Origin of the sequence: Rhizobium sp. AAP116 (assembly GCF_001295785.1) — a bacterium.
Taxonomy (GTDB): domain Bacteria; phylum Pseudomonadota; class Alphaproteobacteria; order Rhizobiales; family Rhizobiaceae; genus Allorhizobium.
In genome coordinates, this window is sequence record NZ_LJIB01000043.1 from 48,305 (window position 1) to 68,696 (window position 20,392).

Annotated in this window: 25 protein-coding genes; 13 read left to right on the plus strand and 12 right to left on the minus strand. The window is 61.6% G+C overall.

Going from position 1 to position 20,392, the window contains the following annotated elements:
- Positions 1-197 precede the first annotated feature (197 nt).
- The 7 genes from IP85_RS20325 (at position 198) to IP85_RS20355 (ending at position 6,772) form a co-directional block, all read left to right on the plus strand.
- Positions 198-662, plus strand: coding sequence for a DMT family transporter (locus IP85_RS20325; protein WP_054151486.1), 465 nt, complete (start codon positions 198-200; stop codon positions 660-662).
- Positions 663-1,085, plus strand: coding sequence for a DMT family transporter (locus tag IP85_RS20330; RefSeq protein ID WP_054151487.1), 423 nt, complete (start codon positions 663-665; stop codon positions 1,083-1,085).
- Positions 1,086-1,210: 125 nt separating this feature from the next.
- Positions 1,211-3,082, plus strand: a complete 1,872-nt coding sequence (locus IP85_RS20335; RefSeq protein ID WP_054151488.1) for an ABC transporter ATP-binding protein — start codon at positions 1,211-1,213, stop codon at positions 3,080-3,082.
- A 272-nt stretch (positions 3,083-3,354) separates the two neighbouring features.
- Positions 3,355-3,933: a ubiquinol-cytochrome c reductase iron-sulfur subunit gene (petA, locus tag IP85_RS20340; protein WP_054151489.1), complete on the plus strand. Its 579-nt coding sequence runs from the start codon at positions 3,355-3,357 to the stop codon at positions 3,931-3,933.
- Positions 3,934-3,947: 14 nt separating this feature from the next.
- The gene (locus IP85_RS20345; protein ID WP_054151490.1) at positions 3,948-5,216 is read left to right on the plus strand and encodes a cytochrome b N-terminal domain-containing protein; all 1,269 of its coding nucleotides are present in this window, start codon (positions 3,948-3,950) and stop codon (positions 5,214-5,216) included.
- A gap of 21 nt (positions 5,217-5,237) precedes the next feature.
- Positions 5,238-6,113, plus strand: coding sequence for a cytochrome c1 (locus IP85_RS20350; RefSeq protein WP_054151491.1), 876 nt, complete (start codon positions 5,238-5,240; stop codon positions 6,111-6,113).
- A gap of 116 nt (positions 6,114-6,229) precedes the next feature.
- A complete protein-coding gene (locus IP85_RS20355; RefSeq protein WP_006725613.1) occupies positions 6,230-6,772 on the plus strand; it encodes an adenine phosphoribosyltransferase in 543 nt (180 codons plus the stop codon).
- Positions 6,773-6,824: 52 nt separating this feature from the next.
- Here the strand turns inward: IP85_RS20355 and IP85_RS20360 are convergent, their stop codons facing one another.
- From IP85_RS20360 to IP85_RS20380, 5 genes are read right to left on the minus strand one after another with little or no spacing between them, the layout of a single operon-like run.
- Positions 6,825-7,433: a LysE family translocator gene (locus IP85_RS20360; RefSeq protein WP_054151492.1), complete on the minus strand. Its 609-nt coding sequence runs from the start codon at positions 7,431-7,433 to the stop codon at positions 6,825-6,827.
- 37 nt (positions 7,434-7,470) lie between these two features.
- A complete protein-coding gene (locus IP85_RS20365; protein WP_054151493.1) occupies positions 7,471-8,298 on the minus strand; it encodes an AraC family transcriptional regulator in 828 nt (275 codons plus the stop codon).
- Positions 8,299-8,304: 6 nt separating this feature from the next.
- A complete protein-coding gene (locus IP85_RS20370) occupies positions 8,305-8,781 on the minus strand; it encodes a glutathione peroxidase (protein WP_054151494.1) in 477 nt (158 codons plus the stop codon).
- Complete coding sequence (locus IP85_RS20375; RefSeq protein ID WP_054151495.1) at positions 8,778-9,266, minus strand: MaoC/PaaZ C-terminal domain-containing protein; 489 nt, start codon at positions 9,264-9,266, stop codon at positions 8,778-8,780. Before IP85_RS20375 ends, IP85_RS20370 begins: the two co-directional genes overlap by 4 nt.
- Positions 9,263-9,733, minus strand: coding sequence for a MaoC family dehydratase (locus IP85_RS20380; protein WP_054151496.1), 471 nt, complete (start codon positions 9,731-9,733; stop codon positions 9,263-9,265). Before IP85_RS20380 ends, IP85_RS20375 begins: the two co-directional genes overlap by 4 nt.
- Positions 9,734-9,800: 67 nt before the next feature.
- Between IP85_RS20380 and IP85_RS20385 the strand changes: the two genes are divergently transcribed.
- Together IP85_RS20385 and IP85_RS20390 are read left to right on the plus strand one after the other, a co-directional pair.
- Positions 9,801-10,463: a Crp/Fnr family transcriptional regulator gene (locus IP85_RS20385; protein ID WP_054151497.1), complete on the plus strand. Its 663-nt coding sequence runs from the start codon at positions 9,801-9,803 to the stop codon at positions 10,461-10,463.
- Positions 10,464-10,553: 90 nt separating this feature from the next.
- Positions 10,554-10,760, plus strand: coding sequence for a DUF2892 domain-containing protein (locus IP85_RS20390; RefSeq protein ID WP_054151498.1), 207 nt, complete (start codon positions 10,554-10,556; stop codon positions 10,758-10,760).
- 73 nt (positions 10,761-10,833) lie between these two features.
- On the opposite strand, the gene ychF is transcribed toward IP85_RS20390, so the two are convergent.
- Entirely contained in the window at positions 10,834-11,937 is a 1,104-nt protein-coding gene (gene ychF / locus IP85_RS20395; protein WP_054151499.1) for a redox-regulated ATPase YchF, read from the minus strand.
- Between the two features lie 112 nt (positions 11,938-12,049).
- On the opposite strand from ychF, the gene clpS reads away from it, so the two are divergent.
- Both clpS and IP85_RS20405 read left to right on the plus strand, forming a co-directional pair.
- Positions 12,050-12,358 (plus strand): ATP-dependent Clp protease adapter ClpS, encoded by a 309-nt coding sequence (gene clpS / locus IP85_RS20400; RefSeq protein ID WP_006725606.1) that lies wholly within the window; start codon positions 12,050-12,052, stop codon positions 12,356-12,358.
- A 5-nt stretch (positions 12,359-12,363) separates the two neighbouring features.
- Complete coding sequence (locus tag IP85_RS20405; protein WP_054151500.1) at positions 12,364-12,771, plus strand: hypothetical protein; 408 nt, start codon at positions 12,364-12,366, stop codon at positions 12,769-12,771.
- A gap of 11 nt (positions 12,772-12,782) precedes the next feature.
- On the opposite strand, the gene IP85_RS20410 is transcribed toward IP85_RS20405, so the two are convergent.
- The gene (locus tag IP85_RS20410; protein ID WP_054151501.1) at positions 12,783-13,187 is read right to left on the minus strand and encodes a RidA family protein; all 405 of its coding nucleotides are present in this window, start codon (positions 13,185-13,187) and stop codon (positions 12,783-12,785) included.
- Between the two features lie 166 nt (positions 13,188-13,353).
- On the opposite strand from IP85_RS20410, the gene IP85_RS20415 reads away from it, so the two are divergent.
- On the plus strand, positions 13,354-13,962 hold the full coding sequence (locus IP85_RS20415; protein ID WP_054151502.1) for a TetR/AcrR family transcriptional regulator: 609 nt from the start codon (positions 13,354-13,356) through the stop codon (positions 13,960-13,962).
- Positions 13,963-14,005: 43 nt separating this feature from the next.
- Positions 14,006-14,404 (plus strand): hypothetical protein, encoded by a 399-nt coding sequence (locus tag IP85_RS20420; protein ID WP_054151503.1) that lies wholly within the window; start codon positions 14,006-14,008, stop codon positions 14,402-14,404.
- 10 nt (positions 14,405-14,414) lie between these two features.
- On the opposite strand, the gene prmB is transcribed toward IP85_RS20420, so the two are convergent.
- The 5 genes from prmB to IP85_RS20445 form a co-directional block, all read right to left on the minus strand.
- On the minus strand, positions 14,415-15,344 hold the full coding sequence (gene prmB, locus IP85_RS20425; protein WP_054151504.1) for a 50S ribosomal protein L3 N(5)-glutamine methyltransferase: 930 nt from the start codon (positions 15,342-15,344) through the stop codon (positions 14,415-14,417).
- 68 nt (positions 15,345-15,412) lie between these two features.
- On the minus strand, positions 15,413-16,138 hold the full coding sequence (gene pth / locus IP85_RS20430) for an aminoacyl-tRNA hydrolase (protein WP_054151505.1): 726 nt from the start codon (positions 16,136-16,138) through the stop codon (positions 15,413-15,415).
- A gap of 78 nt (positions 16,139-16,216) precedes the next feature.
- Positions 16,217-16,957 carry an ABC transporter substrate-binding protein gene (locus IP85_RS20435; RefSeq protein ID WP_054151506.1) on the minus strand — a complete coding sequence of 247 codons (741 nt, stop codon included), beginning with the start codon at positions 16,955-16,957 and terminating at the stop codon, positions 16,217-16,219.
- 24 nt (positions 16,958-16,981) lie between these two features.
- Positions 16,982-19,360, minus strand: coding sequence for an EAL domain-containing protein (locus tag IP85_RS20440; RefSeq protein ID WP_054151507.1), 2,379 nt, complete (start codon positions 19,358-19,360; stop codon positions 16,982-16,984).
- A 210-nt stretch (positions 19,361-19,570) separates the two neighbouring features.
- Positions 19,571-20,170, minus strand: coding sequence for a 50S ribosomal protein L25/general stress protein Ctc (locus IP85_RS20445; protein ID WP_054151508.1), 600 nt, complete (start codon positions 20,168-20,170; stop codon positions 19,571-19,573).
- Positions 20,171-20,392 lie beyond the last annotated feature (222 nt).

The window sequence follows — 20,392 nt, forward strand, 5'->3', positions numbered from 1 at the left end:
GATCCGGAGACCAAGAAACGGGGCAGCGATGCCCCGTTTTGCGTTTGTCGCAGGCGGTCGCCCCAAGGCATTCATTTGGCTGATCGGTTCATTTGCCGAATTGGCTTGTCGGCGGGATGGCGAGGCCGCTATGCGGTGACTTCAAACAGACGGGCCGATACCTTCACGCGCGCCCTCGCGTTCCACTCAGGAGCAACATGCTGAAACATATCGACTGGATCTGGGCGGTCCTTGCCGGGGCCCTGCTCGCCGTCATGGTGACCATCAACAGCGGTCTTGCGGCTTTGACCACACCATTCACCGCATCGTGGGTGGTGCACGGCGTCGGCGGTGTGGTCGCCTTTCTCCTGCTGGTGGCCAATGGTGCCGTCGCGCGTCGGGCGGGCCGCATTCCGGCCAATGGCAAGGCGCCCCTCTGGTCCTATCTCGGCGGTGCGCCCGGCGCCTTTGCGGTGGCCTTGAGTTCGATCGCGGTCAATTCGGAACTGGCGCTGGCCGGCGGCCTGTCGCTTTTGCTTGTCGGGCAGATCCTGTTCGGGCTCCTTTCTGATCAGTTCGGGCTGTTCGGCACGCCGAAGCGCAGGCTCAACCGGTTCGATTTCCTGGCCACAGCATGCGTTATCGGCGGCAGCGCGCTGCTTATCTTCTCGAAGGCGGCGTGAATGCTGGGCGCTGTTCTCATTGCACTCGCCGGCGGTGCTGCCGTCGGCATGAGCCGGTCGATTAACGGGCGGCTGACCATGGACCGCGGCGCGTTTACGGCCTCGGCCTGGAACCACTGGATCGGCTTCCTGCTGTTGACGGTCTATGTGCTGCTTTTCCACCGCATCGGCCTGCCGCTGATCGCTGATGTCCCGGTCTTCTATCTGACAGGCGGCGTGATCGGAGCCTGTTTCGTGGTCATCAGCTCCTATGTCTTTCCGCGCATCGGAGCGGCCCGATCCGGGCTTCTGATCATCGGCGGGCAGATGATCACCGGCTTGATCATCGATCTCGCACGCGGTACCGCCGAGTTCCACATCGGCCAGCCTGCCGGCGTGGCGTTGATCCTTCTCGGCATCTATCTCACCCGCTACACGCGCTGACGGCGAGCGCCTTTCCCGCAGCATGAGCGGGCAGGCGCCGGCGCGATCGGGTCTGACCAAATTGTAATGGTCGAGATGCTGTTTGAGGCTTTGCCCTCCCGGGCAATCGGCCTATATCGCTTTTCATGTTTCAAGCTGTCGCCCGCCTCTTCGAAAACTGGCTCGATCCCTTCGCCCGATCGGACAATCTGCGTCCACCGGAAAAGATTTGGGCCTTCGTCTGGTTCTATGTCAGCCAGGCGAAGATGGCCTTCTTCCTGATGGCGATCTTCGGCGGTGCCGTGGCCATGCTCGAAGCCGGCCTGTTCTGGTTCGTCGGACGGCTTGTCGATCTGCTCGACACCGTGCCGAAAGAGGCCGGCTGGGACGGGCTGATTGCAGCCCATGGCGGCGAGTTGTTAGCGATGGCGCTGATCGTCCTCATCGGTCGCTTTATCGTCGTGACGATCGGTGCCCTCGTCGAGGAACAGGTGATCGTCCTCAACTTCTTCAACCTGGTGCGCTGGCAGGCGCATGCGCATGTGGCGCGTCAGTCGCTCTCCTTCTTCCAGAACGATTTTGCCGGACGCATCGTCACCAAGGTCTGGTCGGCGGGGCAATCGACCGGGGATCTGCTGACGTCGCTGCTGCAGGTCGTCTGGTTCATGGTGATCTATACCATTTCGACCATGGCGCTGGTTGCACAACTCGACTGGCGGCTGGCGGCGATCATCGGCGCCTGGGTGGCGATCTTCCTGGTGCTGGCCCGGTATTTCGTGCCGAAGATCCGCCACCACGCAAGAGAGACGGCGGAGGCATCGTCGATGCTGAACGGCCGTCTGGTCGACAGCTATTCGAACATCCAGACCCTGAAGCTTTTTGCCCGCGAGCGGCAGAACGACCATTATATCCGCGCTGGTTTCGACCGGTTCCAGGACACGCTGCGCCCCTTCGCGCGGCTGCTCACCGGTGTGCGGGCTTCGCTTTCGATTCTTTCCGGCTTCATGATTCTGATGGTGGCGCTTCTGTCCGTCGATCTCTGGTTTGCCGGGGCGGTGACCGCAGGTGGTGTGGCGTTCACGCTCGGCCTGGTGCTGCGCCTCAACATGCTGCTCGGCCGGATGATGACGCAGCTCAACGGCATCATGCGCAATATCGGCACGATCCAGAATTCGGCCGAACTGGTGGCGAAGCCCATCGGGCTCACCGACAAGCCGGATGCGGCGAAGCTTCAGGTGAAGTCGCCGGAGATCCGCTTCGAAGACGTGACGTTTCATTATGGCCGCAAGACCGGTGCGATCGACAATCTGACGCTGACCATTGAGCCCGGCGAGAAGGTCGGCATCGTCGGACGCTCAGGCGCGGGCAAGTCGACGCTGGTCAATCTGCTCCTGCGTTTCTACGACCTGGAAGGTGGCCGTATCCTGATCGACGGACAGGATATCTCGACCGTCACGCAGGAAAGCCTGCGCTCGCAGATCGGCATGGTAACCCAGGATACGGCGCTTCTGCACCGCTCGATCCGCGACAACATTCTCTTCGGTCGCGAGGATGCGAGTGACGAGATGCTGTTGAAGGCTGCCGAGCGCGCCGAAGCACTCGACTTCATCCAGCGGCTGGAAGATCAGCGCGGGCGGAAGGGTTTCGACGCCCATGTCGGCGAGCGGGGTGTCAAGCTCTCCGGCGGCCAGCGGCAGCGCATCGCGATCGCCCGCGTGATGCTCAAGGACGCGCCGATCCTCGTGCTCGATGAGGCGACATCGGCACTGGACTCGGAAGTGGAGGCGGCGATCCAGTCCAATCTCGACCGGCTGATGCAGGGCAAGACAGTGCTGGCGATCGCCCACCGTTTGTCGACCATTGCCGCCCTCGACCGACTTGTTGTGATGGACAAGGGGCGGATCATCGAGCAGGGCACCCACCAGGAACTGGTGGCGCAAGGCGGGCTCTATTCCGAGCTCTGGGCGCGGCAATCGGGCGGCTTCCTCGATACGCGGGACCAGCTGGTAACGGCTTGATGCCTGCGGCCGTGTTTTCCTGGAGGTCCAACGCGCTGCATTGCTTGATAAACTGTCGCTCACACTTGCGTTAAATCAAGCTTTTGGGGATGGTATCCCGGAAATCCGCGACAACGTGGCTCCTTGTCCGACGAAGACTGGACAGAATAGAATATCGGGCTTAGAACGCGCCAATCTGGCGGGGAATCTGTGGCTGCACAGTGGCCGGATTGTGATTCCCGCTGCGGGGGCAAATGCGGTGTGTCGCAGGATTGCGAGAGGAAAAAGTGACCGTGAGCGAACACGAGACAACGACAGAACATGCGGGCGAGCCTACGCGCCGCGACTTTCTCTACATGGTGACCGGTATTGCCGGCGCGGTTGGTGCGGCTTCGTTCGCCTGGCCTTTCATCGACCAGATGCGTCCGGATGCATCGACGCTCGCGCTCGCTTCGATCGAAGTGGACGTGTCTGCGCTTGAGCCGGGCATGTCGCTGACCGTCAAGTGGCGCGGCAAGCCGGTCTTCATCCGCAACCGTACGGAACAGGAAGTCGCGGAAGCCAACGCCGTTGCGCTTGCTGACCTCAAGGATCCGGTTGCCCGCAACGACAACGTCGATGCGACAGCCGAAGCGACCGACCTCGCGCGATCGGCCGGCGAAGGCAAGGAAAACTGGATCGTCATGATCGGCTCCTGCACCCATCTGGGCTGCGTGCCGCTTGGCCAGGCCGGTGATTTCGGTGGCTGGTTCTGTCCCTGCCACGGCTCGCACTACGATACGGCGGGCCGTATTCGCAAGGGTCCTGCGCCGACGAACCTTCCGGTGCCGACCTTCGCATTCACATCCGACACTGTCATCACGATCGGCTGAGGGGATAAGACACAATGAGTGGCCATTCGAGTTACCAGCCGTCCACCGGCGTCGAGAAGTGGATCGATGCGCGCCTGCCGCTGCCGCGTCTGATGTATGACAGCTTCGTTTCCTACCCGGTTCCGCGCAATCTGAACTATGCCTACACCTTCGGTGGCATGCTCACCGTCATGCTGCTCGTGCAGATCCTGACCGGTGTCGTGCTTGCCATGCACTATGCTGCTGAGACGACCGTCGCCTTCAACTCGGTCGAGAAGATCATGCGCGACGTCAACAACGGCTGGCTGTTGCGCTACATGCATGCCAACGGCGCATCGTTCTTCTTCATCGCCGTCTACCTGCACATTGCCCGTGGTCTCTACTACGGCTCCTACAAGGCGCCGCGCGAAATCCTATGGATCCTCGGCGTGGTGATCTTCCTCCTGATGATGGCAACCGCCTTCATGGGTTACGTTCTTCCCTGGGGCCAGATGTCTTTCTGGGGTGCGACCGTCATCACCGGCTTCTTCACCGCCTTCCCGTTTGTCGGTGAAACCATCCAGCAGTTCCTGCTCGGCGGCTTTGCTGTCGACAATCCGACGCTGAACCGCTTCTTCGCGCTGCACTACCTGCTGCCGTTCATGATCGCCGGCGTGGTCATCCTGCACGTCTGGGCGCTGCACGTCACCGGTCAGACCAATCCGACCGGCGTTGAAGTCAAGTCGAAGACCGATACCGTTCCCTTCACGCCCTATGCGACGCTGAAGGATGCGCTCGGCCTCTCGGTCTTCCTGCTCGTGTTTGCCTATTTCGTCTTCTACATGCCGAACTATCTCGGCCATCCGGACAACTACATCCCGGCTGACTCGCTGAAGACCCCGGCCCACATCGTTCCGGAATGGTACTTCCTGCCGTTCTACGCGATGCTGCGCGCGATCACGTTCGACATCCTCTTCATCGACTCGAAGCTCGGCGGCGTCCTCGTGATGTTTGGCGCGATCATCGTGCTGTTCTTCCTGCCGTGGCTCGACACGTCGAAGGTTCGTTCGGCCGTCTACCGCCCTTGGTACAAGCTGTTCTACTGGATTTTCGTGGCGAACTCGCTGCTGCTCGGCTGGCTCGGTGCCATGCCGGCGGAAGGCATCTACGTTATCCTGTCGCAGGCCGGTACCGCCTACTACTTCGGCTTCTTCCTCGTGATCATGCCGCTGCTCGGACTGTTCGAGACGCCAAGGCGCATCCCGAACTCGATCACCGAAGCGGTTCTCGAAAAAAGCGGCAAGTCCGCGGCCGCACAAGCCTGAGCACGTGAGAGGACGATAACAATGAAAAAGCTTGTCACGAGCATCGCTCTGATCGCAGCCATGGCCGGTTTTTCCGGCCAGGCCATCGCGGCAGAAGGCGGCGATCTGGCCGAAATGACGCATCATGCTGCGCAGACCGGTCACTATCCGATCCTGAAGCCCGAGCAGATGGACTGGTCCTTTGCCGGCCCCTTCGGCAAGTATGACAAGGGCCAGCTTCAGCGCGGCCTGAAGGTCTACACCGAGGTCTGCGCTGCCTGTCACTCGATGAATCTGGTTGCCTTCCGCACGCTGGAAGATCTCGGATACTCGGAAGCCCAGGTAAAGGCGTTTGCGGCAAACTACGAAGTCGAAGACGGGCCGAACGCCGACGGCGAAATGTTCATGCGCCCGGCCGTTGCTTCCGACCACTTCCCGTCACCCTTCCCGAACAAGGAAGCGGCAGCGGCGGCCATGGGTGGTGCGGCTCCGCCGGACTTCTCGCTGATCGCCAAGGCCCGCGGCGTGACCCGCGGCTTCCCGACCTTCGTATTCGACATCTTCACCCAGTATCAGCAGGGTGGCCCGGATTACATCCACGCGCTGTTGACCGGCTACCAGGATCCGCCGGAGGGTGTCGAAGTTGCCGATGGTACCTACTTCAACCCTTACTTCATCGCCGGTCAGTCGCTTGCGATGGCACAGCCGATCTCCGACGGCCAGGTGACCTATGATGACGGTGCGCCGGAAACGATGGAGCAGTATTCGCTCGACGTCTCCGCCTTCCTGATGTGGGCCGCCGAGCCGCATCTCGAAGACCGCAAGCGCATGGGCTTCATGGTCATGGTGTTCCTCGCGATCTTCACCGCGCTGATATACCTGACGAAGAAGTCGGTGTACTCGACCAAGGAACACTGATCCTTCGGGATGACGTTTCACGCAAAAGGCGGTCTTCGGGCCGCCTTTTTTGTTGGGGGGCCATGCCAATCTTGGTAAGGTCCCGCGAAATCCTCCTGTCACACTCCGGATGCCCCATGACCAAGATCGCCCACGAACTCGCCGCAGCCATCCGCTCCATTCCCGACTATCCCAAGCCCGGGATCATCTTTCGCGACATCACCACGCTGCTCGGCGACGCGCGGGCGTTTCGTCGCGCCGTCGATGAGCTGGTGCAGCCCTATGTGGGGCTGAAGGTCGACAAGATTGCCGGCATGGAGGCGCGTGGCTTCATTCTCGGGGGTGCGGTCGCGCACCAGCTCTCGGCCGGCTTCGTGCCGATCCGCAAGAAGGGGAAGCTGCCGCACGAGACCGTACGGATCGCCTACAGCCTCGAATACGGCGTCGACGAGATGGAAATCCATATGGATGCGGTGAAGCCGGGCGAGAAGGTGATCCTTGTCGACGATCTCATCGCCACCGGCGGCACGGCCGTGGGCGCCGTACAGCTGCTGCGCCAGATCGGCGCTGACGTCGTGTCTGCCTGCTTCGTCATCGACCTGCCGGAGCTTGGTGGCCGCAAGAAGCTTGAGGCGCTCGGTGTCGAGGTTCGAACGCTCGTAGAATTCGAGGGGCACTGAGCCTTTTTACAACGACCGGGCGCTGCCGCCCGGTCGACCCCTCACTGGTCCCTTAGCGCTCAGCCAGCGCCAATCTCCCCGCCATTGCCAAGAAGCCGCATGAGAGCAACCGGTTGATGATCCGCATCCTGTGCGGACGCTCCACGATGCCATTCCGCATCGCGGCTGCGGCAAGGCCGTAGAGTGCGAAGACCACGAAGGTCACGGCCATGAAGACGAGGCTGAGACCGGTCATGGTGGCCAGGGGTGCAGGATCGGCCTGATCGACGAATTGCGGCAGGAAGGCCAGGAAGAAAAGCGGAAGCTTCGGATTGAGCAGGTTGATCAGGACCGCTTTTTGGATGATCCGCCAGGCCTGCCTGCTGGGTTCGGCCGTCTGCTCCTGGACGAGGCCGCTTTTCCAGAGACCGATCGCCATCCAGATCAGATAGGCGATGCCGGCATAGCGGATCGCCTCGAAGAGACGCGGCTCGGCGGCGACGAGGGCGGCGAGCCCCAGCGCTGCCGCCAGCATATGCGGGACGATGCCTAGCGTGCAGCCGAATGCGGCGATCAGGGCGTTGCGGCGTCCACCACCGAGGGCTGCTGCCAGCGTAAAGAGCGCGCCCGTGCCGGGCGTTGCGACAATGATAAGGGTCGTCAAAAGGAAATCGAGGGTCATGCTTATCTCCTGCGTTGCTGGAGCAAGCATGCCGGTGTCAGGTGCTCCCGTCTTGTACAGGATTGCAGCCGAGCCAGGCGCTGCGATAGGCGCCGGGGGTAAGGCCGAAGCGGCGACGGAATTCGCGGTGCATATGGCTCTGATCGACGTAACCGCAGGCCGCAGCGACCTCTGCGGGGGCGAGACCTTGCATCAGCAGGCGGCGGCCCAGGTTGGCGCGGCTCTGCATGCGGTAGGCATGGGGCGTGAGGCCGGTGTGGCGCAGAAAGGCGCGGATCAGCTGAAAGCGGCTGAGGCAGGCTTCGCGGGCAAGGCCCGAGAGATCGGCAAGGGTTGTCGGATCCTCGTCCAGGCGTTGGCGAATACGGGCGAGACTGGCGGGCAGGGGAGGTGGTGCCTCGCGGCGGCGAAGCAGCGCCTTTCCAAGGATGAGGACGAGCACTTCCTTTAGGGCGTCCGCTGGAAGGTCTTGCGGTCCATGGTCAAACCGGTGATGCAGGGCCGCAAGGTGATTGCGTATATCGGTTTCAGCGAAGACTGGACATTCGAATTCCAGGTCCGAGGTCGAGGAGACCAGATCGGATATGCTGTCCGTGACGAGGGCCGGCGTCAGGTAAAGCATGTGCCAGCTGCGCGGCGTCCGGCCGATCGGGGCGCCGTCATGCACTTCGCCCGGATTGACCGTGATCAGCTGGCCGGCTTCGGCTTCCACCTGACCGCGCCCCGAGGACGAGATCTGACCACCGGCGGAAAGGAAGCCGATGCCATAGGTGTCGTGGCTGTGTTTGGGAAAGACATGGGCGCTTGTTGCCGAGACCGCTTCCAGGCCGATGATAGATGTCGGATGGAAGCGGAAGCCGGCCATGGCGGATCAGTGGGCGAGCGCTTTGGCGATGTCGCCGGCAAGCTCCGATGGGGCCGTGCGCGGCGAATAGCGGGCAATCGGCTGGCCATCGCGGCCGACGAGGAACTTGGCGAAGTTCCAGCCGATCTCGCTGCCCTGTTCTGCGCCCGGGGTTTCTGTCTTCAGAAAGGCGTAGAGCGGGTGGGTGCCTGCGCCGTTCACCTCGATCTTGGCGAAAAGCGGGAAGGTAACGGCGAACTGGGTTTCGCAGAAGAGCGCGATTTCCCTTTCCGTGCCGGGCTCCTGGGCGCCGAACTGGTTGCAGGGGAAGCCGAGCACCGCGAGATCGGGATTGGCCTTGTGAAGCGCTTCCAGGCCCTCGTATTGGAGTGTGAGGCCGCAGGCGCTCGCGGTGTTGACGATCAATAGTACCTTGCCGGCATAGTCCTTCAGGCTGCGCTCGATGCCGTCGATGGCGGTCATGGTGAAATCGTGAACGGTCATTGGGCTTGCTCCTCGTCGGGGAAGAATTCGATCAGATTGCTCTTGAAGCGCAAGACTGTTTCACCGTGCTGATTGACCCCTTCCGAGAGGGCCGAATTCAGGATGTAGCGGTTCCGGCCCTGAACGGTGCGGCTTTCGAGCGGGGTCATGAAGTAGGTGACGGTATCGCCGACATAGACGGGTTTCAGCCATTGCAGCTCGGCAAAGCCGGGTGAGGGGCCGATCATCGGCGGCGCGATGCCCTCGGCATTCAGGCGCTTCATCTCGCGGCCGATGAAGCCGATGAAGCTCTTCATCCAGTTGGCGCAGGTATGCCAGCCGGACGCACAGAGCGCACCGAAGACGTAAGCCTTTGCGGCCTCAGCATCGACATGGAAGGGCTGCGGATCGAATTTCTCGGCGAAGCGGATGATGTCTTCGGCGGTGAAGGTGACCGAGCCGAGCTCAAGGCGGGTGCCGGCCGGATAGAGGTCGAGCATCTTCATGCCGGCACCTCCGAGGACTCGCGGCGGCGGATCATCACTGCGTTGCGGGCCTTCATGACCGTTTCGCCGCGCTGGTTTTGCAGTTCATGGCCGAAGGTGACGATGCCGAGATGGGGGCGGGAGCGCATGAGGCGGACCTCTTCGACGATGGATTGGCCGGACAGCGTGTCGCCAGCCAGCACGGGTTTGCGCCACTGCATGAATTCAATGCCGGGAGCGCCTTCGGACGCGGCTTTGAGAACGTAAGCGTCGATCATCAGGCGCATGAACAGGCTGGACGTGTGCCAGCCGGAGGCGGAGAGGCCTCCGAGGATGCTTGCCTTGCCGGCTTCTTCCGAGAGATGCATGGGCTGCGGATCGAATTCGCGGGCGAATTCGATGATCTCTTCGGCTGTCACGAGACGCGGCCCGAGCGCAAAGCTTCGACCCTCCGTGAAGTCCTCGTAGTGAAGCCTGTCATCCTGCATGCGTCGTCTTCTCCCTTCCCTGTTCGGTGCTATCTATGGTTCATAAGCGGGAATCGGGAGGTGGTCCATGGCGGGCTGGGCGGAACAGGCGAGCTTTCTGGCGGAGATCGATCCGGATGCCCGGCGGGCGCTGGAGACGCTGAAGCCGATGCATGTGCCTGCGCGCACGACGCTGTTCCGGCCGGGGGATGCCGCGCAGAGCTTTGTCATTCTCTTGTCCGGCCGTATCGGTGTTTATCTCACGGGCCGCAACGGGCGGGAGTTGCTGCTCTATTCCGTGACGCCGGGGGAGACCTGTGTGCAAACCACGCTCGGTGTGCTGGGCGGCGCGGTTTATTCGGGCGAGGCGGTGGCCGAGAGCGACCTTGTGGCGGTCATGGTGCCGCCTGCCATTTTCGAGACCCTGATGGCGGATTCGGTGGCGTTTCGCCATTTCGTCTTCCGGGCCTTTGCCGACCGGCTGGGCGATCTGATGTTCGTGCTGGAACAGGTGGCCTTCGTGAAGGTGGAGCAGCGACTGGCTCATGCGCTGATCGAACGGGCCGACGAGGAGGGGCATGTCGCTCTCACACATCAGGAGCTCGCCGTCATCATCGGTACGGCACGAGAGGTGGTGTCGCGGCGGCTGGAGGCGCTGGTCTCCAAGGGCGTGGTTGCAAATGAACGCGGGCAGATCCGTATCATCAATCGCGCCGAGCTTGCCCGCATGGCGCGGGCTGCTGACGGTTAAGACTTTGCAAAGCCCGTGACTAAGTCACCGACGCGGTGGCAAGGCCGCGCTAGTCTCATCCCATCGTCAAAACAACGGAGGGAAATTACCATGTTTGCCAAGAATGTCGGCGGTCTCGACCGCATCCTCAGGATCGTCGCAGGCCTCGTGCTGCTGTCGCTCTTCTTCCTCTATCCGGATGCGTCGTGGCGTTATTTCACCCTGATCGGGATCGTGCCGCTTGCGACCGGTCTGATGTCGAGCTGCCCGCTTTATTCGATCATGGGCCTTTCGACCTGCCCGGTGAAACGCGCCTGAGTTCCCCAATCTCCCTGATCCAACAAAAAAGGCCGCGAGTGATCGCGGCCTTTCGTCGTTCTGATTGTTCCGCTTACGTGTTGAAGCGGAAGTGGATGACGTCGCCGTCCTGGACGACATATTCCTTGCCTTCGTCGCGGCCCTTGCCGGCTTCCTTGGCGCCGACTTCGCCCTTGAAGGCGATGTAGTCGTCATAGGCGATGGTGAAGGCGCGGATGAAGCCGCGTTCGAAATCGGTGTGGATGACGCCGGCAGCCGCTGGCGCCTTGGTGCCGCGGACGATGGTCCAGGCGCGGGTCTCCTTTGGGCCGACCGTGAAGTAAGTGATCAGGTCGAGCAGATGATAACCGGCGCGGATCAGGCGGTCGAGGCCGGCTTCGTCAAGGCCGAGGGCCGAGAGGAATTCGACCGATTCCTCTTCCGGCAGCTGGGCCACTTCGGCTTCGATGGCAGCCGAGATCACGACGCATTCGGCGCCCTGTTCAGCGGCCATCTTGGCAACGGCTTCGGTGTGCTTGTTGCCGGTTGCGGCGTCACCTTCGGCGACGTTGCAGACATAGAGGACCGGATGCGAGGTGAGGAGGTTGAGGGTCTTGAGGATCTCGATCTCGTCGGTTGCAAGCGTCTTCAGGAGGAGACGGGCGGGCTTGCCTTCGTTGAGGAGCTTGACGACCTGCTCCATGATCGGCAGCTGGGCGGTCGATTCCTTGTCCTTGGAGGCGGCGCGCTTGCGGGTCTGCTCGACGCGGCGTTCCAGGCTTTCGAGGTCGGCGAGCATCAGCTCGGTCTCGATGGTGTCGGCGTCACCGACCGGGTCGATCTTGCCTTCGACATGGGTGATGTCGTCGTCTTCGAAGCAGCGCAGCACGTGGACCACGGCATCGACTTCGCGGATGTTGGCCAAGAACTTGTTGCCGAGGCCTTCGCCCTTCGATGCGCCGCGCACCAGGCCGGCGATGTCGACAAAGGAGATGCGGGTCGGGATGATTTCCTTGGAGCCTGCGATGTCCGCCAGCTTCTTCATGCGCGGATCGGGAACGGCCACTTCACCAGTGTTCGGCTCGATCGTGCAGAAAGGATAGTTCGCCGCCTGGGCTGCCGCCGTCTTGGTCAGCGCGTTGAAAAGAGTGGACTTGCCGACATTCGGCAGCCCGACGATACCGCATTTGAAGCCCATGGCTCTATATACCTGCTCGGGATGGATTTTCGTTGCCCACGCCTATGAGGTATAGGAGGGGCATGGTCAAGTGTTGCGGGCCTGATGCGGCCTCTAGATCCGGAAGGAACCCATGGCGAAGGATACGGTACTGACGCCGAAGACGGTGACCAAGCCCAAGGTGGAGAAGCCACGGCTCTACAAGGTGCTCCTGCACAATGACGATTACACGCCGCGCGAATTCGTCACGATCGTCTTGAAGGTCGTGTTCCGGATGAGCGAGGAGACGGGTTACCGGGTGATGATGACGGCGCACAAGTTCGGCTCGGCGGTGGTCGTTGTCTGCACGCGGGAGATCGCCGAGACGAAGGTGACGGAAGCCATGGACCTCGCCAAGGAAGCGGGCATGCCGCTGTTGTTCACGGCCGAACCGGAGGAGTGAGGCAGATGGCGAATGCACCTGCGCAGACCGATTGGGTCCTTGTCAGACGTATGATGCAGGCTGCCATCGACTTCTGCGAACAGGTCGAGACAGCGGGGTATCGCGAGACCGATCGTGATGCGATAGCGGTCGTCAATGGCCAGGCCGTCAGTGTGCAGGATGTGTTGACGAGCGCATGGACCTATCCGGAGACCATGCGCTACGCCATCATTCGTCGGCGTCATCAAACCGATGACGATCTCGCCTATGTGCCGGAGACCGCCCGGATCCTGACGGCGATGGCTGCTGCTTGCGCCGAACTCTGTGGCGCGAAGCCAGGTATCGGAGAAGCTGCCAGCACCGCCGACATGCTGCGGTGGTTCGAGATGCATGCCGGCGAGATGCTTAAGGCCGCGTTGGCAACGCGGCCCTGAGGGGCGATACCTCAGATTGCCGGCGTCCTAGGAATCCGCGCGATCACCTTGATCTCGAAATCGAAGCCGGCGAGCCAGTTGACGCCGATTGCCGTCCAATTCGGATAAGGTGGGGCGGGGAAGACTTCCGCCTTTACCTTCATGATGGTTGCGAATTGGGTCTCCGGGTCGGTGTGGAATGTGGTGACGTCGACGAGGTCGGCAAGTGAGCAGCCGGCGGCGGCGAGTGTCGCTTCGAGGTTGGCGAAGGCGCGGCGGACCTGGGCCTCGAAGTCCGGTTCGGCTGTGCCGTCCTCGCGGCTGCCGACCTGGCCGGAGACGAAAAGAAGGTCACCGGTGCGGATGGCGGCGGAATAGCCATGCTGTTCGTAAAGGGCGTGTCTGTTTGCGGGGAAGACGGGTTCAGGCTTGGTCATGGGTATCCTTTCGGGCATGCGGCATCGTTCCGCCCAAGGGTGGGTCGGTGAAATGCCGCTTGGCTGCAGGCTGAGAATTTCATATACGTCGCGTATGTAGAGCTACTCGCATGCGGATCGTATGTCAAATTCATATACGCAATGTATGTGAAGTCAGGAGAATAGTGTGAAGCGCACACGGTCTGAAAGCATGGCGGAAAATCGCAGCAAGCTGATCGCTGCTGCGCGCAAGGCCTTTGCGGACAAGGGCGTTGCGGATGCCTCGATGGATGCGCTCACCGCAGAGGCTGGGCTGACGCGGGGCGCGCTCTACCACAATTTCGGCGACAAGCGCGGGCTGTTTGCCGCCGTCGTCAACCAGATCGACAGCGAGATGGCCGAGCGCGCCAAGGCGCGAGGTGCGGCGGCAGGAAAGGGGTGGAATGCACTCCTAGCCGAGGGGGCAGCCTATATCGAGATGGCCCTCGATCCGGAGGTGCAGCGCATCGTGCTGCTCGATGGGCCGGCGGTGCTCGGTGATCCCTCGCAATGGCCGAGCCAGAATTCCTGCTTGCAGGTGACCCGTCAGGCCGTCGAGGACCTGATGTCGGAAGGCATCCTGAAGCCGGTCGATCCGGAGGCGGCCGCGCGGCTGATCAGCGGTGCCGCGCTCAATGCTGCAATGTGGATCGCGGCGAGCGCGGAGCCCGAGAGTGTCTTGCCAAAAGCGCAGGAGGCGTTCCGGGTGCTTGTTGAGGGGCTTCTGGCGAAGCCGGTGCAGGCCTGCCAAACCTGAGGCCTGAAACCAAATTATTACGTCTGCCGACTAGACTTCCACCATGACGCCCGACCCGCAGACACTCGCCGAAGCGGCCACCTGGCACTATGCCGTGGCGCTGGCTGTGCTCGCCCTGATGGGTGCACTGGGACATGTTTCGCGTGCCGTTTTCAACATCTTGCCGGACCGCCTGTCGGACCGGCCGATGATGGATCTCGTGATCAGCGACGGCTACAGCTGGACCGACATGGTCTTCAATACCGAGTATGACGAGGCGGGCTACTACCGCCTCGACAGCCTGCACAATCTGCGGCTTGCGGTGTGCTGGGCCATGCTGAGCGGGTTAATCGTGCTACTGCTCGTCCCCGATGCCTCGAAGGTCACGGCCTACTGGATCGACTGGGGCCTCGCAGCACTCGTCGATCTCTTCTGGTATCGGGTCAAAACCTTCGAGTGGTGATAGCCTCGCCTCACTTGCCCTTGCTTGCCTTCACGCCCAGTGCTTCCGCGCTGATCCAGAACACCGCGTCTTCCTCTTCCGTCGTCTCGACCCAGAGGAAATCGAGATCGGGGAATTCGGCTTCGAGGATGTCGCGGCCGCGGCCGATTTCGCAGAGCATGCCGCCACCCGGGTTCAGGTGCTTGGGGGCCTCAGTGAGCAGCGTGCGGACGAGGTCGAGGCCGTCTTCACCGCCGTCATGGGCCATGGCGGGCTCGGCGCGGTATTCGGCCGGGAAGGCGTCCATAGCCTCGTGATCGACATAGGGCGGGTTGGTGATGATCAGGTCGAACTTGCGGCCGGTAAGTGGCGTGAAGAGATCGCCCTGGTGCAGCGTCAGCTGGTCTTCGAGGCCATAGGCCTGGCGGTTCTTTTCGGCCACTTCCAGCGCATCGGCGGAGAGATCGACGGCATCGACTGCAGCGAGTGGGAAGAAGCGTGTGGCGAGGATCGCGAGGCAGCCTGAGCCGGTGCAGATGTCGACGACGCTTTCGACCGCAAATGGATCGGGCAGGAAGGTTGAGCCGAATTCGCCGCCATATTCGTTGAAGAGAATTTCGCCGATATGCGAGCGCGGCACGATTACGCGTTCGTCGACGAAGAAGCGCAGACCCTGGATGTAGGATCGGCCAGTCAGATAGGCAGAGGGCTTGCGGGTCGCGACACGCGTCTCGATGCGGTCTGCGAGCAGGCGGCGTTCTGCGGGGAGAAGCTTCGCGTCGAGGAAGGGATCGAGCGTGTCGATCGGCAGGTCGAGGCTGTCGAGGATGAGGAACGCGGCATCGTCGATGGCGGTGTGTGTGCCGTGGCCGTAGCTCAGCTCTGCGGCGTTAAAGCGGGAGATGGCATAACGCCAATAGTCGCGCAGGGTGACGAGGTCGGTGGTGATGTCGTGGCTCATGGCGGTCTTCCGGTCGTTTGCGCGGCAATCGGTTAAGGGCGGGGCAGGGCGTGCTCGTGAGGGTGTGGTCAGTCGCCCTTGGGGCCGAACATCTTCTTCAGCATATCGGCCATGGGGCCGCTCTCGGGAAGCTTCTTCGGCTGGTTGAAGTTGCGGGCCTGATGGATATGGGACTGGGCGGGTTTCGGGGCCTTCGGCACCTTTGCTGGCTTTTCGTCCTCAGCCTTGCTGCCGGTTGCGAGCGCGAACTTATTCATCAGCTGCGAGTCTTCACCGCGCACCAGCATCTCGGCATTGTCGGCCAGTGCCTCGATCAGCGGATCGAGCCATTCGGCATCTACCTTGGCGAAGTCGCCGAGGACGTGGTTGTGCACCTTGGATTTGTCGCCGGGATGGCCGATGCCGAGGCGCAGGCGCCTGTAGTTCAGGCCGCAATGGGCATCGATAGACTTGATGCCGTTGTGGCCGCCATGACCGCCGCCGGTCTTGATGCGGGCCTTGCCGGGCTGGAGGTCGAGTTCGTCATAGATCGCGACAATGTCTTCGGGGCCGAGCTTGTAGAAGCGCATGGCTTCGCCGACGCTTTCGCCAGACAGGTTCATGAAGGTCTGCGGCTTGATCAGCATGACCTTCTCGCCGGCCAGCGTGCCTTCGGAGATCTCGGCCTTGAATTTCTTAGCCCATGGCGAGAAGGCGTGCCGACGCTGGATCGCGTCGACCGCCATAAAGCCGATATTGTGCCGGTTCTTCTGATACTGCGCACCGGGATTGCCGAGGCCGGCCAGGATGATCATTGCCCGAGATCCGTCTTGAGGTTCATGGCCTTTCCCGACAGCGAAACGGTTCGAAAGTCAAGACTGATGTCGGGGCCGTCAGGGTTTGGCGGCGACCTGACCGATATTCGAATAGCGCAGATTGTAGGTGTCGAAGATCTCGGCCTGGGTGCCGTCGGCAATCAGCTTGTCCAGCGCGCCCTGCATCCGGGCCAGCAGATCCTCAGGGAAATTGACGTTGCAGGCGATGGCGAACTTCTGCTCGGAGAACACGAACTGGGCTTCGAGGTCGACGCCCTTCTCCTGCAGCTCGATGTAATGCTGCTCGGAGATCGGCATCAGGTCGATACGCTTGCTCTCGAGCTTCTTCAGCGTGAGCTTTAGGTCAGTGGCGAGGTCGATCTTCGGAAAGCCCTCGTTCTCCAGCAGGGTCTGGGTGTAGTCGTTGCGCTGGGTGCCGACGATGTGGCGCTTGGCCTCTTCGATATTGGCGACCTTGATGCCGGAATTCTTGTGCGAGACCATGAAATTGCGGCCAACCGCAATCGGCTCCACCCATTTGAAGCGCGTGTCCCGCTCGGGGATGTGGGCTGTGGTGAAGACGCAGTGCATCGGTTCGCTCTCGGCAAGCGCGATTGCGCGGGCCCAGGGCATCATTTCAATGGTGTAGCGGACGTTGATGTCCTTCATCATCAGAAGAACCTGGTCGTAACCGGCTCCGCGGATTTCGCTTCCCACCCTGAAATTGTAGGGCGGGTAATCTTCCGTGGTGAAATGGACGATGTCTGCGGCGGCGACCGGGGCCGCCGCAAGTGAAAGCATGATGGTAAAGACTTTCATTGCGGTTCCCTCTTTCTGATGATGTCAGCCTGCGGACACCTTTGGCAGGTTGGTCGGGGCGGACAGGGCGAGTTCGATCAGCTTCGGCAGCGGCTGCGGACGGGCGAAGTGGTAGCCCTGGCCATAGTCGACACCGAATTCTTCCAGAATGCGGCGCTGTTCATCCGTCTCGATGCCTTCGGCGACGACAGTGCATTCCATCTTGTGGGAGATGGCGGTGATGCCTTCGACGAGCATGCGGCTCTTGTGGCGGAGTTCGGGTTCGTCCTCGGTCAGCGATCGGATGAAGGACTGGTCGATCTTCACGATGTCGACGGGGAAGCGGTTAAGATAGCTCAACGAAGAATAGCCCGTGCCGAAGTCGTCGAGCGCGAGACGATAACCATAGCGGTTGAACTCATCGAGGATGGTGCGGATCTGCGGATTGTCGTGCAGCAGCGTCGCTTCGGTGATCTCGATGACAATCCGGCGCGGTTCAATGCCGAAATGGGCGGTGAGGGCTGCCAGTCTTACCGGCAGTGACGCATCGAACTGCAACGGCGAGAAGTTGACGGCGAGATAGGCCTCGTGGTTGCCGGTGGCCGCACTCAGGCGGGCAAGGTTGGAAAGAGCCTTCTCAAGCACATGGCCGCCGAGACGGCTGATCGCGCCGGTTTCCTCGGCGACACCGATGATTTCTGCCGGTGGCACGACCCCGCGCTGCGGGTGGACGAGGCGCATCAAGGCTTCATAGCCGACCGTCCGGCCACTCTCGATCTCGACGATCGGCTGGAAAAAGGCATCGAACCAGTCTTCCTTCAGACCTTCCTCGATGTCGTGTTCGATTTCGGCACGGCGGCGGGTGTGATCCTGGATCTGCGGGTCGTAGAGCTGCGCGCCATTCTTGCCGTCGCGCTTCTTGCTGTACATCGCCATGTCGGATTTCTGCAGCAATTCGGTGGCATTGGCGGCATGGCGCGGATAAAGGGCGATGCCGATGCTGGCGCTCAAGCGCACGGTCGAGCCCTCGATCGACATGGGATCGACGAAGATGTTGCAGAGTGCACGGCTGATCGCGGTCGCCGCGTCCTCGATCGCGACACCACGCAACAGGATGGCAAATTCGTCACCGCCCAGCCTTGCGGCGATCGCGCCCTTCGGAAGCTGTTCCTGCATGCGCTCCACGAAGCGGCACAGCACGAGGTCGCCGGCCTGGTGGCCGAGATTGTCGTTGATCCACTTGAAGCGGTCGAGATCGACGAAAATGCAGGCGAGTTCTTCGCCCGCGGCGTCCGTGGCGACGATCTCGCTGTCGAGGGCTGTTTCAAAGCCCTTGCGATTGCGTAGGCCGGTCAGATGGTCGGTGATCGCCTGGCGATGGTTGCGCTCCTCGGACTGCTTCAGCGCCGTTACATCGGTCATGACCGACAGGGAGAGGTCTTCCTCGGCGCCCTCGATCTTGCGGCTTGCTTCGGCGATGAGGACGTCCATCACGATGCCGTCGGCGCAGACGAACTGGGTCGTCGCTTCCAGAACGTCGGCGATGGAGCGCGTCTTCTTACGCTCCAGATAGGCGGCGCGCGCTTCTGGCGGCACCAGTTCGATGAAGCGACGGCCGACGATCTGCTGGCGCTGGTAGCCGGTGGCGAGCAGCCAGTAGTCGCTGACGCCAGTGATGCGATCTTCTTCATCGAGCGAAAAGAGCATGGCCGGCGTGGTATTGTAGATGTCGGTCGCGCGGCGATGGGCGAGCCGCAACTCGTCCTCCTCCTGCTCGAGCTTGATCTGCATGGCGTTGAAGCTGCGGGCGAGCCGACCGATCTCGTCGTTGGACTGCCAGTCCACATTGTGACGGGAGCCCAGGCGGCGGGTCGCCTCGATCGCAGCGGTGAGCTTGAGCAGCGGCTTCATGACCATCAGACGGTTGCCGATGATGGCCGCGCCGACGACACAGAGGACTGCCAGCATGAAGATGCCGATCAGCATGACCTCTGCCTGGCGCAGCGAGGAGAAGATGTCGATCCGGCTGTAATAGATGGTGATGGTGCCGACCAGCTTGGGGCCTTCGACCGCCTGGTAGAAAATCTCGCGGGTGATCGATTCCAGGCCGTTTTTCGGCCATTTCGGCAGTGCGGGCATGGAGACGGCAATGCCGCCCGAGACGTCCTTGACGTTGACGCGGCTGACAGGGCCGTTCGAGACGATGGTGGCGGTGATCTGTTCGACGCTTTCCTGGTCGAAGTCCCAGAGCGGCTTGGCGAGCGCCTGCGCATTCGCGGCGAGCAGGATGTCGAGGTTCTGCTGCAATTCGTCGGAGGCGCGTTCCGTCGCCAGCCACAGGAACAACGCGAAGAGCGGCACGACGAGGATAAAAATCGTCGTTCCCACGATCGCCAGGAAGCGGCTCTCCACCGAACGGGTCATCAACGGTCCGCCTCAAGCGGCGCGGGATGATGCGGCATGCTGCTCAGTGCTCCCTCACGCAATGATTGAGAGGCGGAGCGTTTCACGAAATACTTTAAACTTGCCTAAAGAGAAATAGTTGGATTCGAGTCTCTTCTACAGCCGCGCGTAAGCAACAAAAAAGCCCACCCCGCAAAGGGTGGGCTCAATCCGTCAAATGGATCAGATCGATCAGGCTTCAGCCGAACCTTCTTCTTCCATGCCGCCAGCCGGAGCAACGATCGTAGCGATCGTGAAGTCGCGGTCGGCGATTACAGGCGTCACGCCCTTCGGCAGCTTGACGGCCGAGATGTGGATCGCATCGCCGACCTTGAGGCCAGCGAGGTCAACAGTGATCGCTTCCGGGATGTCCGAAGCGGGGCAGTGCAGTTCAACTTCGTGGCGAACGATGTTGAGAACGGCGCCGGTCTTGATGGCGGACTTCTCTTCGTTGATGAAGTGAACCGGGACCTGAACCGAAACCTGGCTGTTTGCCGAGACGCGCAGGAAGTCGACATGCATCGTGAAATCACGAACGACGTCGAGCTGGTAGTCCTTCGGCAGAACGCGGATCTTTTCGCCATTGACTTCAATGACGGCGACGGTGGTCATGAAACCGCCGGCGTGGATGCGCTTGGTGATCTCGTTCGTGTTGATCGAGATCGCAATCGGGGCCTGCTTGTCACCGTAAATGACAGCCGGGATGAGACCGTTGCGGCGAAGTTCGCGGGAGGACCCCTTACCTACCCGTTCGCGTGCTACGGCCTTGAGCTCGTAAGAAGCGTGGCTCATGGCTTTACCTTTCAAGTTACTGGAGAGCCCTGGCGACGCATCTTGGTCATGCCAGAACCGGAGACCGTTGCCGGTCCCATCCACATTGCCTCCAAGGGTGTCTGTGCGGATCGGGCGCCTATAGACCAGATGCAGTGGAATAGCAAGGTTATGCGGGAGAAACCGCCGCATAACGCGCTTGTGACCCGGCTGCTCGCCAACGGGGCGTGAAACAGAGTCTGG

Bases quoted from the DNA above. Each gene is read 5' to 3' on its own strand.
- IP85_RS20445 (WP_054151508.1), bottom strand. From the start codon at position 20,170: ATGAGCCACGCTTCTTACGAGCTCAAGGCCGTAGCACGCGAACGGGTA.
- IP85_RS20335 (WP_054151488.1), top strand. From the start codon at position 1,211: ATGTTTCAAGCTGTCGCCCGCCTCTTCGAAAACTGGCTCGATCCCTTC.
- IP85_RS20355 (WP_006725613.1), top strand. From the start codon at position 6,230: ATGACCAAGATCGCCCACGAACTCGCCGCAGCCATCCGCTCCATTCCC.
- IP85_RS20420 (WP_054151503.1), top strand. From the start codon at position 14,006: ATGACGCCCGACCCGCAGACACTCGCCGAAGCGGCCACCTGGCACTAT.
- prmB (WP_054151504.1), bottom strand. From the start codon at position 15,344: ATGAGCCACGACATCACCACCGACCTCGTCACCCTGCGCGACTATTGG.
- ychF (WP_054151499.1), bottom strand. From the start codon at position 11,937: ATGGGCTTCAAATGCGGTATCGTCGGGCTGCCGAATGTCGGCAAGTCC.
- IP85_RS20390 (WP_054151498.1), top strand. From the start codon at position 10,554: ATGTTTGCCAAGAATGTCGGCGGTCTCGACCGCATCCTCAGGATCGTC.
- IP85_RS20405 (WP_054151500.1), top strand. From the start codon at position 12,364: ATGGCGAATGCACCTGCGCAGACCGATTGGGTCCTTGTCAGACGTATG.
- IP85_RS20350 (WP_054151491.1), top strand. From the start codon at position 5,238: ATGAAAAAGCTTGTCACGAGCATCGCTCTGATCGCAGCCATGGCCGGT.
- IP85_RS20380 (WP_054151496.1), bottom strand. From the start codon at position 9,733: ATGCAGGATGACAGGCTTCACTACGAGGACTTCACGGAGGGTCGAAGC.
- IP85_RS20385 (WP_054151497.1), top strand. From the start codon at position 9,801: ATGGCGGGCTGGGCGGAACAGGCGAGCTTTCTGGCGGAGATCGATCCG.
- clpS (WP_006725606.1), top strand. From the start codon at position 12,050: ATGGCGAAGGATACGGTACTGACGCCGAAGACGGTGACCAAGCCCAAG.
- IP85_RS20435 (WP_054151506.1), bottom strand. From the start codon at position 16,957: ATGAAAGTCTTTACCATCATGCTTTCACTTGCGGCGGCCCCGGTCGCC.
- IP85_RS20360 (WP_054151492.1), bottom strand. From the start codon at position 7,433: ATGACCCTCGATTTCCTTTTGACGACCCTTATCATTGTCGCAACGCCC.
- IP85_RS20410 (WP_054151501.1), bottom strand. From the start codon at position 13,187: ATGACCAAGCCTGAACCCGTCTTCCCCGCAAACAGACACGCCCTTTAC.
- IP85_RS20345 (WP_054151490.1), top strand. From the start codon at position 3,948: ATGAGTGGCCATTCGAGTTACCAGCCGTCCACCGGCGTCGAGAAGTGG.
- IP85_RS20370 (WP_054151494.1), bottom strand. From the start codon at position 8,781: ATGACCGTTCACGATTTCACCATGACCGCCATCGACGGCATCGAGCGC.
- IP85_RS20365 (WP_054151493.1), bottom strand. From the start codon at position 8,298: ATGGCCGGCTTCCGCTTCCATCCGACATCTATCATCGGCCTGGAAGCG.
- IP85_RS20325 (WP_054151486.1), top strand. From the start codon at position 198: ATGCTGAAACATATCGACTGGATCTGGGCGGTCCTTGCCGGGGCCCTG.
- pth (WP_054151505.1), bottom strand. From the start codon at position 16,138: ATGATCATCCTGGCCGGCCTCGGCAATCCCGGTGCGCAGTATCAGAAG.
- IP85_RS20375 (WP_054151495.1), bottom strand. From the start codon at position 9,266: ATGAAGATGCTCGACCTCTATCCGGCCGGCACCCGCCTTGAGCTCGGC.
- IP85_RS20330 (WP_054151487.1), top strand. From the start codon at position 663: ATGCTGGGCGCTGTTCTCATTGCACTCGCCGGCGGTGCTGCCGTCGGC.
- IP85_RS20440 (WP_054151507.1), bottom strand. From the start codon at position 19,360: ATGACCCGTTCGGTGGAGAGCCGCTTCCTGGCGATCGTGGGAACGACG.